The sequence below is a fragment of the Mesorhizobium sp. LHD-90 genome (assembly GCF_030929505.1).
In the GTDB taxonomy this organism is placed as follows: domain Bacteria; phylum Pseudomonadota; class Alphaproteobacteria; order Rhizobiales; family Rhizobiaceae; genus Kumtagia.
Genome location: NZ_JAVFVV010000001.1, coordinates 133,898 through 153,244 on the forward strand (window position 1 = coordinate 133,898; position 19,347 = coordinate 153,244).

At 66.2% G+C, this 19,347-nt stretch carries 14 protein-coding genes; 4 read left to right on the top strand and 10 right to left on the bottom strand.

The window, feature by feature from the left end; translation table 11 throughout:
• The first annotated feature begins 10 nt into the window (after positions 1-10).
• Positions 11-2,110, top strand: a complete 2,100-nt coding sequence (locus RB623_RS00640) for an FAD-dependent oxidoreductase (RefSeq protein ID WP_308054803.1) — start codon at positions 11-13, stop codon at positions 2,108-2,110.
• A gap of 8 nt (positions 2,111-2,118) precedes the next feature.
• Positions 2,119-3,657: a trimethylamine methyltransferase family protein gene (locus tag RB623_RS00645; protein WP_308054804.1), complete on the top strand. Its 1,539-nt coding sequence runs from the start codon at positions 2,119-2,121 to the stop codon at positions 3,655-3,657.
• Positions 3,658-3,960: 303 nt separating this feature from the next.
• Here the strand turns inward: RB623_RS00645 and RB623_RS00650 are convergent, their stop codons facing one another.
• The 8 genes from RB623_RS00650 to RB623_RS00685 all read right to left on the bottom strand — a co-directional run bounded on the left by RB623_RS00650 (position 3,961) and on the right by RB623_RS00685 (position 14,463).
• The gene (locus RB623_RS00650; RefSeq protein WP_308054805.1) at positions 3,961-4,632 is read right to left on the bottom strand and encodes a TetR family transcriptional regulator C-terminal domain-containing protein; all 672 of its coding nucleotides are present in this window, start codon (positions 4,630-4,632) and stop codon (positions 3,961-3,963) included.
• Between the two features lie 43 nt (positions 4,633-4,675).
• Positions 4,676-6,238, bottom strand: a complete 1,563-nt coding sequence (locus RB623_RS00655; RefSeq protein WP_308054806.1) for an ABC transporter substrate-binding protein — start codon at positions 6,236-6,238, stop codon at positions 4,676-4,678.
• Positions 6,210-7,268 (bottom strand): ABC transporter ATP-binding protein, encoded by a 1,059-nt coding sequence (locus RB623_RS00660; RefSeq protein ID WP_308054808.1) that lies wholly within the window; start codon positions 7,266-7,268, stop codon positions 6,210-6,212. Before RB623_RS00660 ends, RB623_RS00655 begins: the two co-directional genes overlap by 29 nt.
• Positions 7,269-7,437: 169 nt before the next feature.
• Complete coding sequence (locus tag RB623_RS00665) at positions 7,438-8,403, bottom strand: ABC transporter ATP-binding protein (RefSeq protein ID WP_308054809.1); 966 nt, start codon at positions 8,401-8,403, stop codon at positions 7,438-7,440.
• Positions 8,400-9,278 carry an ABC transporter permease gene (locus tag RB623_RS00670; RefSeq protein ID WP_308054810.1) on the bottom strand — a complete coding sequence of 293 codons (879 nt, stop codon included), beginning with the start codon at positions 9,276-9,278 and terminating at the stop codon, positions 8,400-8,402. Before RB623_RS00670 ends, RB623_RS00665 begins: the two co-directional genes overlap by 4 nt.
• On the bottom strand, positions 9,271-10,221 hold the full coding sequence (locus RB623_RS00675) for an ABC transporter permease (RefSeq protein ID WP_308054811.1): 951 nt from the start codon (positions 10,219-10,221) through the stop codon (positions 9,271-9,273). The genes RB623_RS00670 and RB623_RS00675 overlap by 8 nt, the downstream gene beginning before the upstream one ends.
• 15 nt (positions 10,222-10,236) lie before the next feature.
• Positions 10,237-12,246: a CocE/NonD family hydrolase gene (locus tag RB623_RS00680; RefSeq protein WP_308054812.1), complete on the bottom strand. Its 2,010-nt coding sequence runs from the start codon at positions 12,244-12,246 to the stop codon at positions 10,237-10,239.
• 174 nt (positions 12,247-12,420) lie between these two features.
• Entirely contained in the window at positions 12,421-14,463 is a 2,043-nt protein-coding gene (locus RB623_RS00685) for an adenylate/guanylate cyclase domain-containing protein (protein ID WP_308054813.1), read from the bottom strand.
• Between the two features lie 349 nt (positions 14,464-14,812).
• On the opposite strand from RB623_RS00685, the gene RB623_RS00690 reads away from it, so the two are divergent.
• Positions 14,813-15,415 carry a HupE/UreJ family protein gene (locus tag RB623_RS00690; RefSeq protein WP_308054814.1) on the top strand — a complete coding sequence of 201 codons (603 nt, stop codon included), beginning with the start codon at positions 14,813-14,815 and terminating at the stop codon, positions 15,413-15,415.
• Between the two features lie 97 nt (positions 15,416-15,512).
• On the opposite strand, the gene RB623_RS00695 is transcribed toward RB623_RS00690, so the two are convergent.
• Both RB623_RS00695 and denD read right to left on the bottom strand, forming a co-directional pair.
• Positions 15,513-16,355, bottom strand: coding sequence for a fumarylacetoacetate hydrolase family protein (locus tag RB623_RS00695; RefSeq protein WP_308054815.1), 843 nt, complete (start codon positions 16,353-16,355; stop codon positions 15,513-15,515).
• A 357-nt stretch (positions 16,356-16,712) separates the two neighbouring features.
• Complete coding sequence (denD, locus tag RB623_RS00700) at positions 16,713-17,693, bottom strand: D-erythronate dehydrogenase (RefSeq protein ID WP_308054816.1); 981 nt, start codon at positions 17,691-17,693, stop codon at positions 16,713-16,715.
• 241 nt (positions 17,694-17,934) lie between these two features.
• Between denD and RB623_RS00705 the strand changes: the two genes are divergently transcribed.
• Positions 17,935-19,278 (top strand): nucleotide sugar dehydrogenase, encoded by a 1,344-nt coding sequence (locus RB623_RS00705; protein ID WP_308054817.1) that lies wholly within the window; start codon positions 17,935-17,937, stop codon positions 19,276-19,278.
• Positions 19,279-19,347: the final 69 nt, after the last annotated feature.

Sequence of the window (19,347 nt, forward strand, 5' to 3'; positions counted from 1 at the left end):
CGATGGTGAGATGGGCATCGATCAGCGCTACGAAATCCTGTTCGAACCGGTGCGGATCGGCCCCGTCACCGCGCCGAACCGGTTCTACCAGGTGCCGCATGCGAGCGGCATGACCAACGCGCTGCCGCGCGTCCGCGCCGCCTTCCGCGAGGCCAAGGCCGAGGGTGGCTGGGGGGTCATCTGCACCGGCGCCTGCTCCATCGATCCGAGCTCGGACGACGCGCCGCTGCCCTTCGCGACGATGTGGGACAACAACGACATCCGCGCCCATGCGCTGATGACCGAGGCCGTTCACCGCCACGGCTCGCTGGCCGGCGTCGAGCTCTGGCACGGCGGCGCCTCGGTGATGAACCGGGCGAGCCGGCTGCCGCCGCTGTCGCCGTCGGGAATTCCGTGGATGGCGACGCATGTCGGCTTCATGGGCAATCTGCGTCCGAAGACAATGGACAGGGCCGACATTCGCGACGTGCTGAGATGGCAGGCGGAGGGCGCGCGCAAGGCGCGCACCGCCGGTTTCGACATCGTCTATGTCTATGCCGGCATGGGCTATCTCGGCTACGAATTCCTGCTGCCGGAATACAACCACCGCACCGACGAATATGGCGGCTCGATCGAGAACCGCGTGCGCTTCGTGCGCGAGATGATCGAGGTTACCAAGGATGCCGTCGGCAAGGATTGCGGCGTGGCGCTGCGCGTCAGCCTCGAGGAACTGCGCGGGCGGCCAGGGGCGAACCAGCCGTCGGAGGCCCACGAGCTGATCGAGCTGCTGGCTGATGTGCCGGACCTCTTCGACGTCAAGATGGATTCCAGCCCGACCGACTGTTCGGCGTCGCGTTTCACCGGCGAGGGCAGCCACGAGCCGGTGATCGACTTCGTCAAGTCGCTGACGAAAAAACCGGTGGTCGGTGTCGGCCGCTTCACTTCGCCCGACACGATGGTCTCGCAGATCCGCCGCGGCGTGCTCGATTTCATCGGTGGCGCGCGCCCGTCGATCGCCGATCCGTTCCTGCCCAACAAGATCCGGGAGGGGCGCGAGGACGAGATCCGCGAATGCATCGGCTGCAACATCTGCATCTCGAGCTGGCATGACGGCGTGCCGGTGCGCTGCACGCAGAACCCGACGGCCGGCGAAGAATGGCGGCGCGGCTGGCATCCCGAACGGGTGGAGCGAGCCGCGAAGCCCGAAAGGATCCTGATCGTCGGCGGCGGGCCGGCCGGACTGGAATGCGCACTGACGCTCGGCCGCGCCGGTCACGAGGTGACGCTGGCCGACAGCGGCCGCGCCTTCGGCGGGCGACTCACCTTCGAGAGGACGCTGCCGGGCCTTGCCGCCTGGAACCGGGTGGTCGACTACCGTCTCGGCCGTCTCAACCGGATGACCAATGTCTCGCTCTATCTTGAAAGCGCGCTCGGGGCGGACGAGATCATAGACTTGGCCCCGGACCGAGTGATACTGGCGACCGGGGCGCGCTGGACCAAGCTGCTCTATTCGGCGATGGAGATCCCGGTCGGCCGGCTCGACGGGCCGAACGTCTTCACGCCGGACGAAATCGCCGCCGGCAGGTTGCCCGACGGACCGACGCTCGTCTTCGACTTCGATAATTATTACATGGGCGGCGTGCTCGCCGAGCATCTCGCGGCGCAGGGCGTGCCGGTCAGCTACGCCACGCCGGCCGGCCGGGCCTCGGCCTGGACGATCATGACAAACGAGCTGCCGCTGGTGCACCGGGCGCTGTCGCGACGTCGTGTCTCCGTCGCGACGCTGCAGGTGCTAAAATCCTTCGACGGCGAGGCGGCCACGCTGGCGCATCTCTTCACCGGCGAGGAGAGCCGCGTTGCCTGCCGCTCCGTGCTGATCGTCGGACTCAGGCTGCCGCGAAACGAGCTTCACGATGCCCTGGTGGCGCGTTCCGACGAAATCTCCGCCGCCGGCATCCGTGGCGTCGACCGCATCGGCGACGCATTGGCGCCGGGCGCGATCGTCCACGCCGTGCACAGCGGCCACAAATTCGCGCGCGAACTGGGCGCGGCGGCTTTCCAGCCTTACCGCCGCGATACGCCGATCGTCGACGCCGCACCGGATTTCGAAACACGCACGGCGGCCGAATAGGAGCGGAGATGGAACGCAGCTCGGCACGTCGCAGGCCCGGCCGCCCGCCACGCGAGGTCGGTGGTATCCAGCAGCGTCCGTGGAAGCAATTGACACGGCCCTATCCGCCGATCGAACCGCTGTCGGCAGATCATGTCCACGCGATCCACGAAGCCGGCCTCACCATCCTCGAAGAGATCGGCATGCGTGTGCTGCAGCCGCAGGCGCGGCGGCTCTATCGCGAAGCCGGCGCGACGGTCGACGAGGGCGAGATGCGGGTGCGTTTCGATCGCGCCTTCGTCATGGAACGCATCGCCACCGCGCCCTCATCCTTCGAACTGCGCGCCCGCAATCCCCGGAAAAACGTTAAGGTCGGCGGGCCGCACTGCATCCTGTCGTCGGTCGGCGGCCCGGCCTATGTGATGGACAACGACCGCGGCCGCCGGCCCGGCACCTATGCCGAGATGTGCGACTACCTGAAGCTGATCCAGTCCTTCAACGTGCTGCACCAGGAGGGCGGCGGGCCATTCGAGCCGCTCGACCTGCACCAGAACACGCGGCATCTCGACCTCTATTACGCCGAGATCACGCTGCTCGACAAAAACTGGCAGCCGCAGACGTTGGGAAAGGGGCGCGCCATCGACGCGCTGGAGATGGTCGCCATCTCGTTCGGCACCAGGCGCGAAAATCTTGCGGCCGAGATGCCGGTGTTCACCGGGATCATCAACACCAACTCGCCGCTGCAACTCGACGAACCGATGGCCGAGGGGCTGATTGCGCTTGCCCAGCACGGCCAGGTCAACGTGATCACACCGTTCACGCTTGCCGGCGCGATGAGCCCGGTGACGCTGGCCGGCGCATTGTCGCAGCAGCATGCCGAGGCGCTGGCCGGCATCGTGCTCACCCAGATCGTGCGGCCCGGCGTGCCGGTCATGTATGGCGGCTTCACCTCCAATGTCGACATGAAGACGGGCGCGCCGGCCTTCGGCACGCCGGAGTATACGCAGGCCGCGCAGATCACCGGCCAGCTCTGCCGGCTGATCGGCGTGCCGTTCCGCTCGTCCAACGTGACCGCCGCCAATGCTGTCGACGCGCAGGCCACCTATGAGAGCGCCATGTCGCTATGGGGCTGCCTGATGGGAGGCGCCAACCTGGTCCTGCACGCCGCCGGCTGGCTGGGCGGCGGGCTCACGGCCTCCTTCGAGAAGCTGGTGATCGACTGCGAGATGCTGCAGATGATGGCCGCCTATTTCGAGCCGCCCGTTGTCAACGTCGACACGCTGGCGCTGGACGCGGTGCGCGAAGTCGGCCCGGCCGGGCATTTCTTCGGCGCGGCGCACACGATGCAGCGCTACGAGCGCGCCTTCTATTCGCCGCTGGTGTCCAACTGGGACAATTACGACACATGGGTCGAACGTGGCCAGATCACCGCACGGGAGAGGGCCAACACGATCTGGAAGCGGCTGGTCGCCGACTATGAGCAGCCGCCGATCGACCCCGGCATCGACGATGCGCTGAGGGACTACATGGAGTGGCGCAAGCGCGAGGGGGGCTCGCCGCTGAATTGAGGAGTGCCGACGTCACCGCGGTGAGACCGGTCTATGGGGTGTTCCGCGGATGCTTGCGCGCCAGTCTTTCGGCGACCTTGGCGGGAGGCGTCGGTGCTGGCGAACTTATGACCTGGACGAAATGCTCGAATGACTCGAGCGAAAGGCGGATGACGGTCTCGTTGAGGATGGAGAGTTGCGTATCCCGATCAGCATTCAAGCCGACGACTTTCGAATCTTCGGTAGATGACGGCATTGTGACGCGGCCTCCCACGCAGCCGGCGTTCAATACAGCATCTGGACAATCGCCGAAAGGCTTCGCAGCTACCTCAGCACCCCCACCTGCGCCTCGATCATCTCGAAGCCGGCCGCTTCCGCGGCCTCCGGCGTCACCACCGTCTCGTCGAGGCACCACTCCAGCCACAGCCCGTCGACCAGCGCGATGAAGTTGCGGGCAAGCGCCGGCGCATCGACCTCCCTGTCGCGTGCCCTGGCGACGGCCGCTATGTCCTCGGCAAGCTCGGCACGATAGGCATCGTAGAGTTCGCGATGCGCCGCCTTGAGCCGGGCGTTGATGGCGATCTCACCCCATAGCGACAGCCAGATCAGCAGGTTCGCCCGGCTGAAATACTGCGGCGAGAAGTTCGACTGGATCAGCGCCGCGAGCGCCGTTTCCGGCGGCCAGTCGGCATTCTCGGCTCGCCTGCGCTTGGCCTCGGCCATATGGGCTGTCACGCTGGCATAGAGCGACGATTTGTAGACCTCGACCAGAAGCCCATCGAGACCGTCGAAATGATGGTTGATCAGGCCGCGCGATACGCCGGCCTCGCGGCAGATCCTGTCCACGGTGAAGGCGCCGATGCCGCCCTGAGACAGGCAGCGGGCCGCCGCCTCGACCAGCATGCCGCGGCGCACCTCGGCCTGCTCGCGGCTGAAGCGCGGCGATTTTTTCGCGCCGCGCTTCCGCTTTTCGATCGTTGATCCGGTATCCGCCACTGGTCCCAGCTAATCCACGGCGCCCGGGCTGTCCACGGTCCGCCTACGCATTCTTCTTGAAAAGCACAGGGTTCGGATGCCCGTCGGGATAGATCACCGGCGTGAAGGCGTCCCTGTGGATGACGACGAGCGGCTGGTGGCAGATGAAGAGGAAGCCGCCGGATTCCTCCATCAGGTCCTCCATGCGGTTCGAAAGCGCGATGCGCTTGGCCTCGTCGGTCTCGGAGATCAGTTGCTGGTAGCTGCTCTCGAATTCCGGACTGTCGAAGCCCGACCAGTTGTAGACGCCGATCTGGTCCGGCCGGAACCAGACCAGATTTTCCGACGGATCGACGCCGCCGGCGAAATCCATCAGCGCCAGGTCGATGTCCTTGTAGCCGTCGCCCTTGGTCTTGTCGCCGACACCCCAGAAGGCCGCCTCGTCGTAAGGCTGGATCTCGACCTTTATGCCGGCCTGCTCGAGGCTGGCCTGGATGATCTGCGCCACAGCCGTGCGCACCGAATCGTTCATCACGGTCAGCGTCAGCGACAGGTCGCTGACGCCGGCCTCCGCCAGCAGTGCCGCCGCCTTCTCGTAATCCGGAGCGTCGATGAGGTTCTTCTTGCGGGCGAATTTGGTGCCTGGCTGCACCACGCCGGTGGAACGCGGCACGAGATCGTCATAGACGCCGGTCAGGATCTGGCTGGCATCGATGCCGTATTGCACGGCCTGGCGCACTTTCGCGTCCTTGAGGCGCGGGCTCAGCATGTTGATCGACAGCCACTGGTATCGCGTGGATTGTGCTTCGATGATCTTGGTGTTGGCCGGCGGGCTGGCCTTGACGGCCTTGGTCGCGGCAATCGCGATCTTGGTGTAATCGAAGGCGTCGGCCTCGTAGGCGAGCTGCGCCGCCTGGTCGTCGGCGACGATGTAGATCTCGACCTTGGCGAAATCCGGCTTCGGCCCCGGCCAGTCGGGATTGGCCGTCAGCGTCACCTTCTGCTTCTGCTCCCAACTGGTGAACAGGTAGGGGCCGCAGGTGGCCGGTATCTCGGTCGTGTATTTGCCGCCCGCCTTCTCGGTGCCCGCCTTCGAGATGATGTGCCCGCCATAATAGGGCAGGCTGACGACGAAGATCGGCTGGTACGGGTTCTTGAGGTGGATGATGCCGTTGCGCTGGTCGATCACCTCGACATGGTCGAGCTGCTCGAACTGGTAGGCCCAGGGCGATGCCATGTTCGGATCGGCGATGCGCTCATAGGAGAATTTCACGTCGTCCGCCGTCACCGGGCCGAGACCGTTCGACCATTTCAGCCCGTCGATCAGGGTGAAGGCGATCGCCTTGGCATCCTTCTGCTCGAGCTTCTCGGCGCCCCAGGGCGACCACGGCGCGCCCTCCCTCAAGTCGCCGAGGCGGTTCAGCGAGACGTAGATGCCGCGCATGATGACGTCCTCGATGCCGCCGATCATGAAGGCGGGGTCGAGCACCTGGATGTCGCCTTCCATGCGGATGCGCAGCGTGTCGCCGTCCGCGGACCATGCGAAGCCCGGCCGCATCATCGCGGCGGCGCCGAAAGCGCCCGCCGCCTTCAAGAAGTTACGCCGGTCGGTGTTCCATCTGATCATGTCTGTTTCCCCTGTGGTTGGGGGAAGCGCGTGAGAAGGCTTCCCGTTCTTGCCCGCCCGTTTCGAGCGGGAAATGGCAGCGCACCGTCCGCTCGCCGGGCATGTGGCGATAGGCCGGCGCCTCGGTTCGGCATCGCGGCTGCGCGATCGGACAGCGCGTGTGGAACTCGCAGCCCGGGGGCCGCCTGAACACGCTCGGAATCTCGCCGCGTATGGCAAGATCGGCGCGGCGCCGGCGTGGGTCGGGCACCGGCTCGGACTGGATCAGCGTGGCCGTGTAGGGATGCATCGGCGCGTCGAACACATCCTGCGTCGGCCCGGTCTCGACCAACCGGCCGAGATACATGATGGCGAGGCGGTCGCTGACATGGCGAATGACAGCCAGATTGTGGGTGACGATCATCGCCGCGAAGCCGAGGTCGCGTTTGAGTTCGGCGATCAGGTTGAGCACGTCGCCCTGCACGGAGACGTCGAGGCCGGCGGTCGGCTCGTCGGCGAGCAGCAGACGCGGCTTCACCGACAAGGCGCGGGCGACGCCGACCCGGCGTGCCTGCCCGCCGGAGAGTTCGTGCGGGAACCGGTCGACGAAGGAAGCCGGCAGGCCGACCTGCGCCAGCAGGGTTTTGGCGGTGGCACGGCGGTCCGGCACCGCCACGCCCTGGATGACCAGCGGCTCGGTGAGCAGCGTGCCGATGCGCAGGCGCGGGCTGAGCGAGGCGACGGGATCCTGGAACATCATCGCCGAGCGGCGGCGCATGGCGCGGAAATCGACTGATGTCCGCACCTCGTGGTCGTCGAAGGCGATGCGGCCCGCCGCCGCCTTCACCAGGCCGAGAATGGTGCGCGCCAGCGTCGTCTTGCCCGACCCGGACTCGCCGACCAGCCCGAGCGTCTCGCCGGGCATGAGCGCCAGCGTGACGCCGTCTATGATGTTGAAACCGGGCAGCGGCCGGGGATCGAGCAGGCGGCTGAGGAAGCCACCCTGGCCGATGGTCACGGACAAATCCTCGACGGCGAGCAGCGGGGTCATGGGCGTATCCCTCCCCCTTGAGGGGAGGGTGCCGAGCGAAGCGAGGCGGGTGGGGTAACCTCCAACACGCCAGCGCAAAGAAGAACGTCGAGCTCTCCCGCGGCGACCCCACCCGGCCCTTCGGGCCACCCTCCCCTCAAGGGGGAGGGAGGCGTTGGCGCGTTTGTTCTCATGCGGCCACCGCATGACAGCGGGCCGCATGCCGCGTCGACACCGTCACCTTTGGCGGAAGCACCGTCAGGCAGGGCGCGAAGGCGCGGTCGCAGCGGCTGGCGTAGACACATCCCGCCGGCGGCGCCAGCAGGCTCGGCAGCGTGCCGGGAATGGTCGGCAGCCGCTCCAGCCTGTCGTGGAAGCGGGCGGGGTCGCAGGCCAGCAGCGCCTGCGTATAGGGGTGCCGCGCATCGTGGAAGATCGCATCGACCCCGCCTTCCTCCACCACTTCGCCGGCGTACATGACGTAGACGCGGTCGCAGAGTTCGGCGATCACGCCGAGATGATGCGAGACGACGATGATGATGCCGTTGAACTCGCGCCGCAACTCGCGCAGCAGATGGATGATCTGCGCCTCCATGGTCACGTCAAGCGCCGTGGTCGGCTCGTCGGCGATCAGCAGGCCGGGGTCGGTGAGCAGCGCCGCGGCGATGGCGACGCGCTGGCGCATGCCGCCCGACAGTTCGTGCGGATAACTCGCCATGCGGCGCGCGGCATCGGCGATGCCGACGCGCGCCAGCATGGCGGCGATGCGCTCCTTCTTCTGCCCGCGGCTCAGATCGCGGCGGCGATGCTGGAAATCGACGAGCTGGTCGCCGATGGTCAGCACGGGGTTGAACGCCGTCATCGGGTCCTGGCCGACCAGCGCGATCTCGTCGCCGCGCAGCATGCGCTGGCGGTGGGCGTCGAGGCCGACGAGATCAGTGCCGTTGTAAACAATGGAGCCTTCGACACGCGCATTGGCCGGCAGCAGGTTGGCGAGCGCCGTGACCAGCGTGGACTTGCCGCAGCCGCTCTCGCCGACGATGCCGATCACCTCCCCCGGGCTGGCTTCGATATCGACGTGGCGCAATGCGTTCACCGCGCCCTGAGGCGTCTCGTAGCGGACGCTGAGGTTTTGGGCGGAGAGCGAGCCGGTCATGCGGGCCGCCCCGCTCTCATGCGCGGGTCGAGATAGTCGCGCAGGCCTTCGCCGAGGAAGGTGAAGCCCAGCGTCGCCAGCACCAGCGGCAGGCCGCCGAAGATCACCATGAACGGCGCGGAACGGATCGAGGTATAGCCGTCATAGAGAATCGAGCCCCAGGACGGGGTCGGCGGCCGGACGCCCAGGCCGAGGAAACTCAGGCCGGCTTCCACCATGATGACGACCGGTATGTCCATCGACAGGAGGATGATCAGCGGGCCGACGACATTGGGCAGGAGATGGATGAAGATGATGCGGAACGGGCCGGCGTCGAGCAGCCGTTCGGCGAGGATGTAGTCGCTGTTCTTGAGCGCCAGCGTCTGCGCCCGGATCAGCCGCGCATAGCTCGGGAACGAGGTCATGGTGATGACCAGGATCAGCGTGCCTGTGCCGGCGCCGAGCACGGTGATGATGGCCAGCGCGAACATGATCATCGGCAGCGAGTTCAGGCTGTCGAAGGTGAGCACGAGGATGGCGTCGAGCCAGCGCGGCCCGTAGCCGGCGATGAGCCCGAGCAGCAGCCCGACGGCGCCGGCGATCGCCACCGAGACCATGGCGATCATCAGCGCGGTGCGCGCGCCGTGGATGACGCGGGAAAGCAGGTCGCGGCCAAGATGGTCGGTGCCGAACCAGTGCTCCATGGACGGCGGCTGCAGCTTGTGCAGCACGTCGATCCTGGTCGGCGAATAGGGCGCCAGCCACGGCGCGAAGGCCGCGGTGACCAGGAAGCCGACGACCAGCACCAGCGCGATGCTGGTGATCGGGTCGGCGAGCAGCGCGCGCAGCGCCGGGAAGCGTTGCCGGCCGCTGTAGGAAGCGCCAACCTCAGCCACGGAAGACATCGCGCACCCTCGGGTCGAGCCGCGCGATCAGCAGGTCGGCGGCAATGGTGATGGAAACATAGATGGCGGTCATGATCAGCACCGTGCCCATCACCACGGGATAGTTGCGGGTGTTGACGGCGTCGGTGATCAGCTTGCCGATGCCGGGCCGGGCGAACACCGCCTCGACGAAGACGGCGCTGGACAGGATGGAGCCCAGGCCCACGGCGACCAGCGAGATGGTCGGGATGATGGCGATGCGCAGCGCGTATTTGGAGACGATCTTCCATTCGGGCAGGCCGAAGGAGCGCGCGGTGCGGATATGCGGCTCGCCCATCACCTCCATCATCGAGGCCCGCACCATGCGGGCGATGTAGCCGATCCAGCCGAGCGCGATCGCCAGCGCTGGCAGGATCAGCGCCTCGATCTGGCTGACGATGCTGCCGGCCTCGCCGGCGCCGATCGCCGGCAGCCAGCGCAGCGTGACCGCGAACACCAGCAGCGAATAGATGGCGACGACGAAAGACGGCACGGCGATGACGGCGACCGACACCACGCCGATCGCCGTGTCGGCCGCCGTGCCGCGCCGCATCACCGACAGGCAGCCGAGCGGCACGCCGATGATCAGCGCGGTCGCAAGCGCGGCCACGCCGAGGATCAGCGTGTTGGGCAGGGCCGCCATGACCAGCGTCGACACCGGGCGGTTGGACCACACGTCGTAACCGAGATTGCCGGTCAGCGCGTTGCGGAAGAACTGGACGATCTGCCACCACACCGGCTGGTCGAGGCCCATGCGCTCGGTAAGCATCCGCTTGAGTTCGGGTGTGGCGCGCGGTCCGAGCGCCACGCTCGCCGGGTCGCCTGGAACCAGGAAGACAGCCGCATACATTGCGACCATGACGAAGATAAGGATCAGGAGACCGAGACCGATGCGCTTGAAGGCGTAGGTGAGCATGGCCTCCCGCTCCCGTCAGGCGAAGTCGCGCCTGATGCGCCGCGTCGCCGCGGCACTGTGAACGAGTTGGCCTCGTTCTCGCGCCTCCAGACGCCAGCTCAGGGTGAAATGCGTCTCGTCGGCCGTCAGTTCGGTGCGCGCCGCGCTTTCCGTGTCGGCCTCGCCGCTCTCGATCGCCCAACGGTACTCGGTCACCAGCTTCGCCGAAAGCGGATCGTCGGGGCGGATGCTCATGATGTCGGTGTTGGCCGATGCAACGGTTATGCCGCGGTCGTCATAGCGCAGGCGGCCGTGATCGGAGGTGAGGGTTATCGTCTGCAGGCCACCGCCGACATCGTCGGTGACGATGCGACGGTCGAAACCTTGTTCGAACACGGTTGTCGGGACTGGCGGCGCGGTCTCGGCCGGTTCGAAGCGTACCGTGCCGTCGAGTGGTGATGGCGGGCGGACGGGCAAAATAAGGGTGCTTTCGCCCGTCGCCACCGTCAGCGTCGAGAGTCTTGGCTGCGGCCACAGGATCGGCCAATGCTGATTGGCGATGGCCAGCCGGACGCGATGGCCCTTCGGGACGATCCTCCCGAAATCGTTGAGCTTGAGCCGGACGCGAAACGGCCTGCCAACGGGGCACGGCTCCGGGAACTCATGGCTGTCGCGCTGGCTGAGGTTGAGCACGCCATAGGTCATCAGCGCCGACGTGCCGTCCGGGTAGACGTCGCAGAGCCGGGCGGCGAGGTTGACATGCGGCTGGTCGACCGTGACCAGAAGATCGATCTCGGGCGCGCCGAGCAGCGTCAGGTGCTCGTCGAGCGGCTCGGTGTCGAAACACAGCGCCAGCCCGTCCTCGCGGCGCTGGTCGATCGCCATGTCGGGACAGCTTCCGCCATAACCGCCCCAGCGGCCGCAGTCGCGGCCGGCATTGGTCGGCGAGCACACGGACCGCGTCCCGCCCGTCACCGCTTCCGGCCCCAGTCCGGTGGCGTTCATGTGCAGCGTCCGGCGTTCGATACGCGGCGACGGCCATTTTTCTTCCGTCGCCCACGATCCCGCATGGTCGGGCAGGTAGAACGGTTTTGGCCGTTCCTCGCGGGTGATCCAGGCGCGATACATCGGCTCGTCCATGATGCCGGTGTCCTCGCCGTTCAGCCAATGGCGCCACCAGCGCAACGCCTCCTGCAGGTAGCCGATCAGCGGGCCGGGCGCGCCGCGGCAGGGATAGGCATGCGACCACGGCCCGACGATTCCCAGCCTCGGCGCCGAAAGCTTCTCCAGCAGGCGCGGCACGAAGTTCGAATAGGAGTCCTCCCAGCCGCAGACGGCCATCACCGCGCATTCGATTGCGGAAAAATCCTCGCAGACCGAACCCTGCCTCCAGTAGGCGTCGCGGCGCTGATGCCCGAGCCAGATCTCCGACAGCGACCGTGTCGTCTTCAGCCGCTCTTCCCACATGCCGCGCCAGGCGTCGCCGACGATCTGCGGATCGGGCGCCATCGCCTTCTTCACCAGCATGAAGTTCGACCACATCTCCTGTTCGGTCAGCAGCGCGCCGCCCATGTAGTGGATGTCGTCGGCATAGCGGTCGTCGGTGGCGCAATGGGCGATGATCGCCTTCAGCGCCGGCGGTCGGCGGGCGGCCACCTGCAACGAATTGAAGCCGCCCCAGGAAATGCCGGTCATGCCGACACTGCCGTTGCACCAGGGCTCGGCGGCGAGGAATGCAATGATCTCGCAGGCATCCTCCTGTTCGCGCGGCAGATACTCGTCGGCAAGGTCGCCATCGGAATCGCCCGCGCCGCGTATGTCGACCCGGCAATAGGCGAGGCCGTGGCCGGCGTACCAGGGAGCCATGTCCATGTCGCGGGCGACGGTGCCGTCGCGGCGGCGGTAGGGCACCATTTCGACGACCACAGGCGCCTTCTTGTCGGTCACCGGACGCCACAGCGTGGCGGCGATCCGCGTGCCGTCCGCCAGCATGATCCAGAGCGGATCGATCGTTTCGACCTCGAAGGGGAATTCGGTTCGCACCACGGCGGGGATGTCCCGGAAAACGCCTTGTTGAACGATCGTACAACAAGGCGTTTCGAGGGGCAAGCGGATATAGGCACGATCCGCTTGGTTTCGCTGGAAGGCTGGAAGGTACTTGGGCGGAGGCTCGGCTTGCCGCGCGGTCAGCGGCGCCAGGCCGGCCGTCGGCCTCACGGGTCAGGCGCCGGGCGCGGTTCCGTTCGTCTCGCCGACCAGCTCGAAAATCTCGATCCCGGCGGCGCGGCCCTTGGCCTGGGCGACGCCGAGGCTGCGAAAGGTGAAGCCGCCGCCGCTCTTGCCGCGCACCGCGTCGCTGACCAGGATCGTCGTGCCGTACTGCTTGTTCATGCCTTCCAGCCGCGAGGCGACGTTCACCGTGTCGCCCATGGCGGTGTACTGGCGCCGCGCCTGCGCCCCGACGCTGCCGACCACCGCCTCGCCGGTATGCACGCCGAAGCGCGTCACCAGTTCGGGGCGTCCCTCCCGCCGGCAGCGCAAATTGAGCTCGTCGATCGCAGCCTTGAGCTCGAGAGCGCAGCGGCAGGCGTCGTCGACATGCGCCGGATCGGCGAGTGGCGCGTTCCACATTGCGTAGATGGAATCGCCCAGATACTGGATGATCGCGCCGTTGTGGCGCTCGACGATCGGGTTCATCGTGTCGAAATAGACCGACAGCATGCCGACCACCTCCTCGGGCGAATGCTGCTCCGAGATGGTGGTGAAGTCGCGTATGTCGGTGAACAGCACCGTCACGTCCTGCCTGGCCGCCTGTCCGGCCTTGGCTTGGCCGGAGGCGACGATGGTGCGCACGACCTCGCGCGGCACGTAGAGCGCGAAGGTGCGGATCGCCTCGCGCGCCGCGGCCAGCGCCCGCGACAGCGTGTTGATCTCGGCGATCCACGAATTCGGCGCGGGCGGCGCGTCGAAGTCGAGGTTGCCGATCTGGCGCGCGTCTTCCGACAGGCCGAGCAGCGCCCGGCTGATCAGCCGCGCCACCAGCAGCGCGACCAGGATTCCCGCGAGCAGCACGATGCCGGTGACGATCAGGTTCTTTCGCAGCAGCCGCTCGCTCGGGCCGACGAAATCGGACAGCGGTGCGGCGATCACGATGGTGTTGCCCTTCAGCAGGTCGGAGAAGCCAACCGGGGAGATGCGCGCCAGATAGGGCTCGCCCGCGACCTGGAAACGCGCCGTCCGGTCCTGGTTTTCGGCGATGACGCGTAATTCCTCCTTGATCGCATCCAGGGCCTGGTCGACCGGCGGAGGCTGGCTGCCCGCCTTGGAAACCCCGGCGAAACCTTCGAGAATGCCGTTCATCGTCGCTTCGTCCGAATGGACGATCAACTTCTTCTCGCGGTCGAAGACGAAGCCGCGCGCATTCGTCGAGACCGCGCCGTCGGCCAGCACCCGGCTCAGCGTTTCCAGAAGCAGGTCGACGCCGACCACCACTCCGCCGTCGCCCGCCATCGGCGCCGCCAGCGTCAGCGCCAGCGAACCGGTCGTCGCCGTCACATAGGGGCCGACCGAGACAGGTTCGCCGGCCTTCGAGGCGGCCCGGTACCATGGACGGCGGCGCGGGTCGTAGGTCACCTTGTCGGTGGAACGCTCGGCGATCGTCACATTGTTGCGGTCGAGGAAGCGCCAGGTGAGCACCGGGCCGGTCTCTTGCTGTTCGATGGTCCGCACCGCGAACACGGTATCGGCGGGCATGTCCGCCGCCTCGATCCATTTCGGGTTGCGGGTGACCGCGACGGCATGCAGGAACGAGCCGTCCGGATAGCCGACATAGGCGCCGTCCATATAGGGCGAGCCCTCGAGCGTCTTGATCAGGTAGTCGGTATTGGCCTTCAGGTCCTGCGGTGGGGCGGTCAGCAGCGGGGTCAGCACCGACGCAACCGTCACGGTGGAATAGCCGTCGCCGAACAGGCTGCGGTAGCGGTCGATCGTCTGCTGACTGAGCTGCGCCATCTGCTGCTCGGCATTGGCAAGCGCCATGCGCCGCCCCTGCTCGTAGGTGAGCGCCATCAGCGGCACGGAGATGCCGATCAGCAGCAGTACGATGACGATGCTGAGATGCAGCCGCAGCGGCTGAACCCAGCGGGCTGCGACGACGTCCGGCGTGGCTGCGGCGGTTCCGGCGGGCGCGGCAGCCTGCGACGCGTCGCCCGCCGCGACGACCGGAGACTTGCCGCTTTGCGGCTGGCGGGTTTCGGTTGCCATCTAGGCGACCCAGGAGATCAGGGGGACGATCGAAGGCAAGGGGAGGGGGCAGATCGGCCTGCCGCCGGACAGCGCATGCGCGTCAAGAAATGGCTCCAGACGCGTCAGCGAATGGCGATGGTTCGTCGGCATGCTATTCCCCTCGGCCGCACGGTCGCAGCATATGCGCCCAAACGCCAGAGCGTTTTCGGTACAAGGATGTGGTTTTACCCCGGCAAATCGACGCGGTGCTGCCTTGCGGCATCGGGCTGGCGCCGCGCATAATCCGCACCGACATTGGTTTTCTGTTTTCTCGATGCGGCGAAGATGCCACCAATGGCTCGAGAGGATTTTTGATGGGGTCAGGCGAATGAAATTCAGAGTGACGATAGCGCGCGGCATGGCGATGGCGGCTGCCTTCCTCCCGACGGCCACGCTGGCGCATACCGGCGCCGGCGGCGCCGGCGGTTTTCTGCACGGCTTTGCCCATCCGGTATCGGGCCTCGACCACATCCTTGCGATGGTGATGGTCGGCGTCTTCGCCTGGCAACTCGGCGGCCGGGCGCTGTGGCTGGTGCCGGCGAGTTTCGTGGCTGTCATGGCGCTTGGCGGCGCGCTGGGCGTCGCCGGGATCGAGGTTCCTTTCGTCGAGACCGGAATCGCCCTTTCGGTGGTCGCGCTCGGCGCGGCCGTGGCGTTTGGCGTCAAGGCGCCGGTCGCGATGGCGATGGGCGTGGTGGGCCTCTTCGCGATCTTCCACGGCCATGCCCATGGTGCCGAGATGCCGGAGAACGCTGGTGGTCTCGCCTACGCGGCCGGCTTCATGATCGCCACGGCGCTGCTGCACGCCGCAGGCATCGGCGTGGGTTTTATGATCGGCAAGGCCGGCGAGAGCCACGGCCAGGTCGTCGTGCGATCGGCAGGCGGCCTGGCCGCTGTCGCAGGAGTAGGGCTGCTGACGGGAGTTCTTTAGCCTTCATAGGCTTTTCAATGGCGCCGCGGATCGCGGCGCCATTGTCTGTAAATTGCGAGCCGAGCCTCTTTGCGCAAGGTGCCCGGTCGAGTCTCAATCAGCCCTGAACAAATTCCTGGCGTTGCTCGCCAAGACCCTCGATGCCGAGCGTGACGACATCGCCGGCCTTGAGGAAGATGTTCGGCTTCTGGCCGAGGCCGACGCCGGGCGGGGTGCCGGTGGAGATGATGTCGCCGGGCAGCAGGCTCATGAACTGCGACAGGTAGGAAACCAGATAGCGCACGCCGTAGACCATGGTCTTGGTCGAGCCATCCTGGAACTTGCGGCCGTTGACCTCGAGATGCATCGAAAGGTTCTGCGGGTCCGGAACCTCGTCGGCCGTCACCAGCCACGGGCCGGTCGGACCGAAGGTGTCGCAGGACTTGCCCTTGGTCCACTGGCCCTGGCGCTCGGCCTGGAAGGCGCGCTCCGACACGTCGTTGATGACGCAGTAACCGGCGACGTGGTCCATGGCCTCGTCCTCGGTCACGTATTTCGCCTTCTTGCCGATGACGACGCCGAGCTCAACTTCCCAGTCGGTCTTGAGCGAGCCGTGCGGGATCTCGACCGGGTCGTTCGGGCCGACGATGGCCGAAGTCGCCTTCATGAAGATGATCGGCTCCGGCGGCACCGTCGCGCCGGTCTCGGCGGCGTGGTCCGAATAGTTCAGGCCGATGCAGATGAATTTGCCGGTGCCGGCAACGCAGGGGCCGAGGCGCGGGTTGCCTTCGACCAGCGGCAAGGTGGAGACCTCGATGGCGCGGATGGCCTCGAGTCCTTCCGGGAGCAGCGTGGCGCCGGCGATGTCGGACACCTTGCCCGACAGGTCGCGGATGCGGCCGTCCCTGTCCAGAATTCCGGGCTTCTCCTGGCCGGCGGGGCCGTAGCGCAACAGCTTCATTTCAAAGTCTCTCCTAGGGAAGAACAAATCTGCGGATTCAGTCCTGCATCGACAACGCGGACGCGGCCCGTCTTATGGGCCGGAACGCCGCCGCCGGGATTGGCAGCAGGCGCGGGAAGTGGCCCTACCATGATAGCGGTATCAACGGCCAGACCGTTCTGCCGATTTCGTGGCACGGTTCCATGAATGAAATTGCCCCTCGCGGAAAGCCGAAATGCCGAAGAATCGCTGCAGCGGACCCAAAAGCGGGCTCCAAGTGAAGTCCATGGCGCTGTTTTCGCGACGTCGTCACCTCAAGCGATTGATATCGCCGGATATTCCCGACTTCACACGCCTTTGGCGGAGCCTGTTTGGGCGTCAGATCCTGCCGCCCAGCTCGTCCTCGATATGCGCCCGCACGATCTCGTCGAAGGAGGTTTCAGCGCGGAACCCTAGCGCCTCGGCGCGCGGCGTATCCAGCCGCTCCGCCCAGCCCGCGACGATTTTGATAATGGTTTCATCGGGTTCGCGGCGAATGAGCTTCACCGCCTTGTCGCCGCCGAAGCGGCGCAGCGCCTCGATTTCTTCCCCGACCGTCGCCGACAGACCCGGCATCGACAGGTTCCGCCGATGGCCGAGCGGCGCGAGATCGATCGTCGCCGCGTGCTCCAAAAAGTTCACCGCGGCGCGCGGGCTGGCAAACCAGTGGCGCACGCTTTCCGATACCGGCAGGACGGTCTCCTGACCGGACAGCGGTTCGCGCAAGATATTGGAAAAGAAGCCGGAAGCGGCCTTGTTGGGTTTGCCGGGCCGGATGCAGATGGTCGGCAGACGGATGCCGATGCCGTCGAAAAAGCCGCGCCGGCTGTAGTCCGAAAGCAGCAGTTCGCCGATTGCCTTCTGCGTGCCGTAGCTCGTCGCCGGGGTCGAAAAGTATTCATCTCCAATGGCTTGCGGGAACGGCGCGCCGAAGACGGCGATCGAGGACGAGAACACGACGCGCGGTCTGTAGGGCTGCCGCAGGCCTTCCTGGCGGATTGCCTCGAACAGGAAACGCGTGCCGTCGAGATTGATCCGGTAACCCTTGTCGAAATCGGCTTCCGCCTCGCCTGACACGATTGCCGCGAGGTGGAAGATCGCGTCCGGCCGCATCGCAACGAGTTTTTCGCTCTCGCCCGGCGTCGACAGGTCGGTCACGATCGTCTTCACCGCGGCGGTGGTGTTAGGCGCGGCGGGTTCGACCACGTCGACCAGCGTCATCCGGTCGATCGGCGATTTGCCGACGGTGCCCTTTTCAGCGAGGCGGTCGGCGAGCTTGCGGCCGACCATGCCGGCGCCGCCAATGATCATGACATGCATGCTGTTCTCTTCCCTGGATTCCAGATTGCGTCCGCCGGACACATAGCCCGGAATGTTTTTGAATGCATGGGGGAATTGCGATCTGGAAGATGTCGCCGGATGCGATGTTTCCGCATCTGAAACTCGCGGACTCCTCCAGCCGGTGTCGTCGTCCGAGGAGCGTCCCGGCCCGCGGCTGCCTTGCCTTGTCCACGCAAGTCGATCATTGAAGGTGCCGATCTTCGGTTTTCAGGGGCCTCGATTGACAGCACACCCGGCAAACGCTTCCGACCTTCTTTCTACCTTCAGGAACCGGCAGGCGAGGGTCGCCGTCATCGGGTTAGGTTATGTCGGCTTGCCGCTGGTGAAGGCCGTGGTGGAGGCGGGTTTCACAGGCCTCGGCATCGACATCGATCCTGAAAAAATCAGGATGCTGCATGAGGGCGTCGCCTATCTCAGGCATTTCGACGCCGCCTATTTCGTCGAGAGGATCGGTGAGGGCCGCCTCGCCTGCACGGCGGATTTCTCGGCGATCGAGCGAGCCGATGCGATTGTCATCTGCGTGCCGACGCCGCTCACGAAACACCGCGAGCCCGATCTTTCCTACGTCGCAGGCACGGCCCGCTCGATCGCGCCGCATCTTAGGAAAAACCAGCTCGTCGTGCTGGAATCCACCACCTATCCCGGCACGACCACCGAACTGCTGGTGCCTGAACTGGAGAAGAGCGGGCTCCGTAGCGGGGCGGACTTTTTCGTCGCCTTCAGCCCCGAGCGCGAGGATCCAGGCAATCCCGACTACGGCACGCAGTCGATTCCGAAAGTGGTGGGCGGCGCCGACCCGATCGCGCTGGAGCTGGCGGTCGCGCTCTACGATCAGATCGTCGTCAAGACGGTACCGGTGTCGTCCACGGCCGCGGCCGAGGCTGTTAAGATCACGGAGAACATCTTCCGCGCCGTCAACATCGCGCTGGTCAATGAGTTGAAGCTTATCTACGGCGCCATGGGCATCGACGTCTGGGAAGTCATCGACGCTGCGAAGACAAAACCATTCGGCTTCATGCCGTTCTATCCGGGGCCGGGGCTGGGCGGCCACTGCATCCCCATCGACCCATTCTACCTGACCTGGAAGGCGCGCGAATTCGACATGTCGACGCGGCTGGTCGAACTCGCCGGCGAGATCAACACGGCCATGCCGGCGCATGTCGTCTCGGTCGCCATGGAGGCGCTCAACGCCCGTTTCGCCAAGGGATTGAAGGGCGCAAAGGTGCTGCTGGTTGGGCTCGCCTACAAGAAGAATGTCGGCGACATCCGCGAAAGCCCGGGCCTGACGCTGATCCGGCTGCTGGAGGAACGCGGCGCGCTTGTCGACTATCTCGACCCGCATGTGCCGGTCATCACCATGACGCGCGAGCATCCGGAATATGCGGGCCGGCAATCGGTCGGGGTCGACGCCACCACGTTCGAGCGCTACGATATCACGCTGATCGCCACCGACCACGACGCGATCGACTATGCCGAACTGGTTGCCGGTAGCAGGCTGGTGGTCGATACGCGCAACGCCTGCGAGCGCAAGGGTGTGCGGTCGGACAAGGTCGTGAAGGCTTAGCCGGGCCGGCATTTGCCTCGTACTCCGGGGCAACGGCGCGGGCGCTTCGATCACACGCTCCGTATCGGC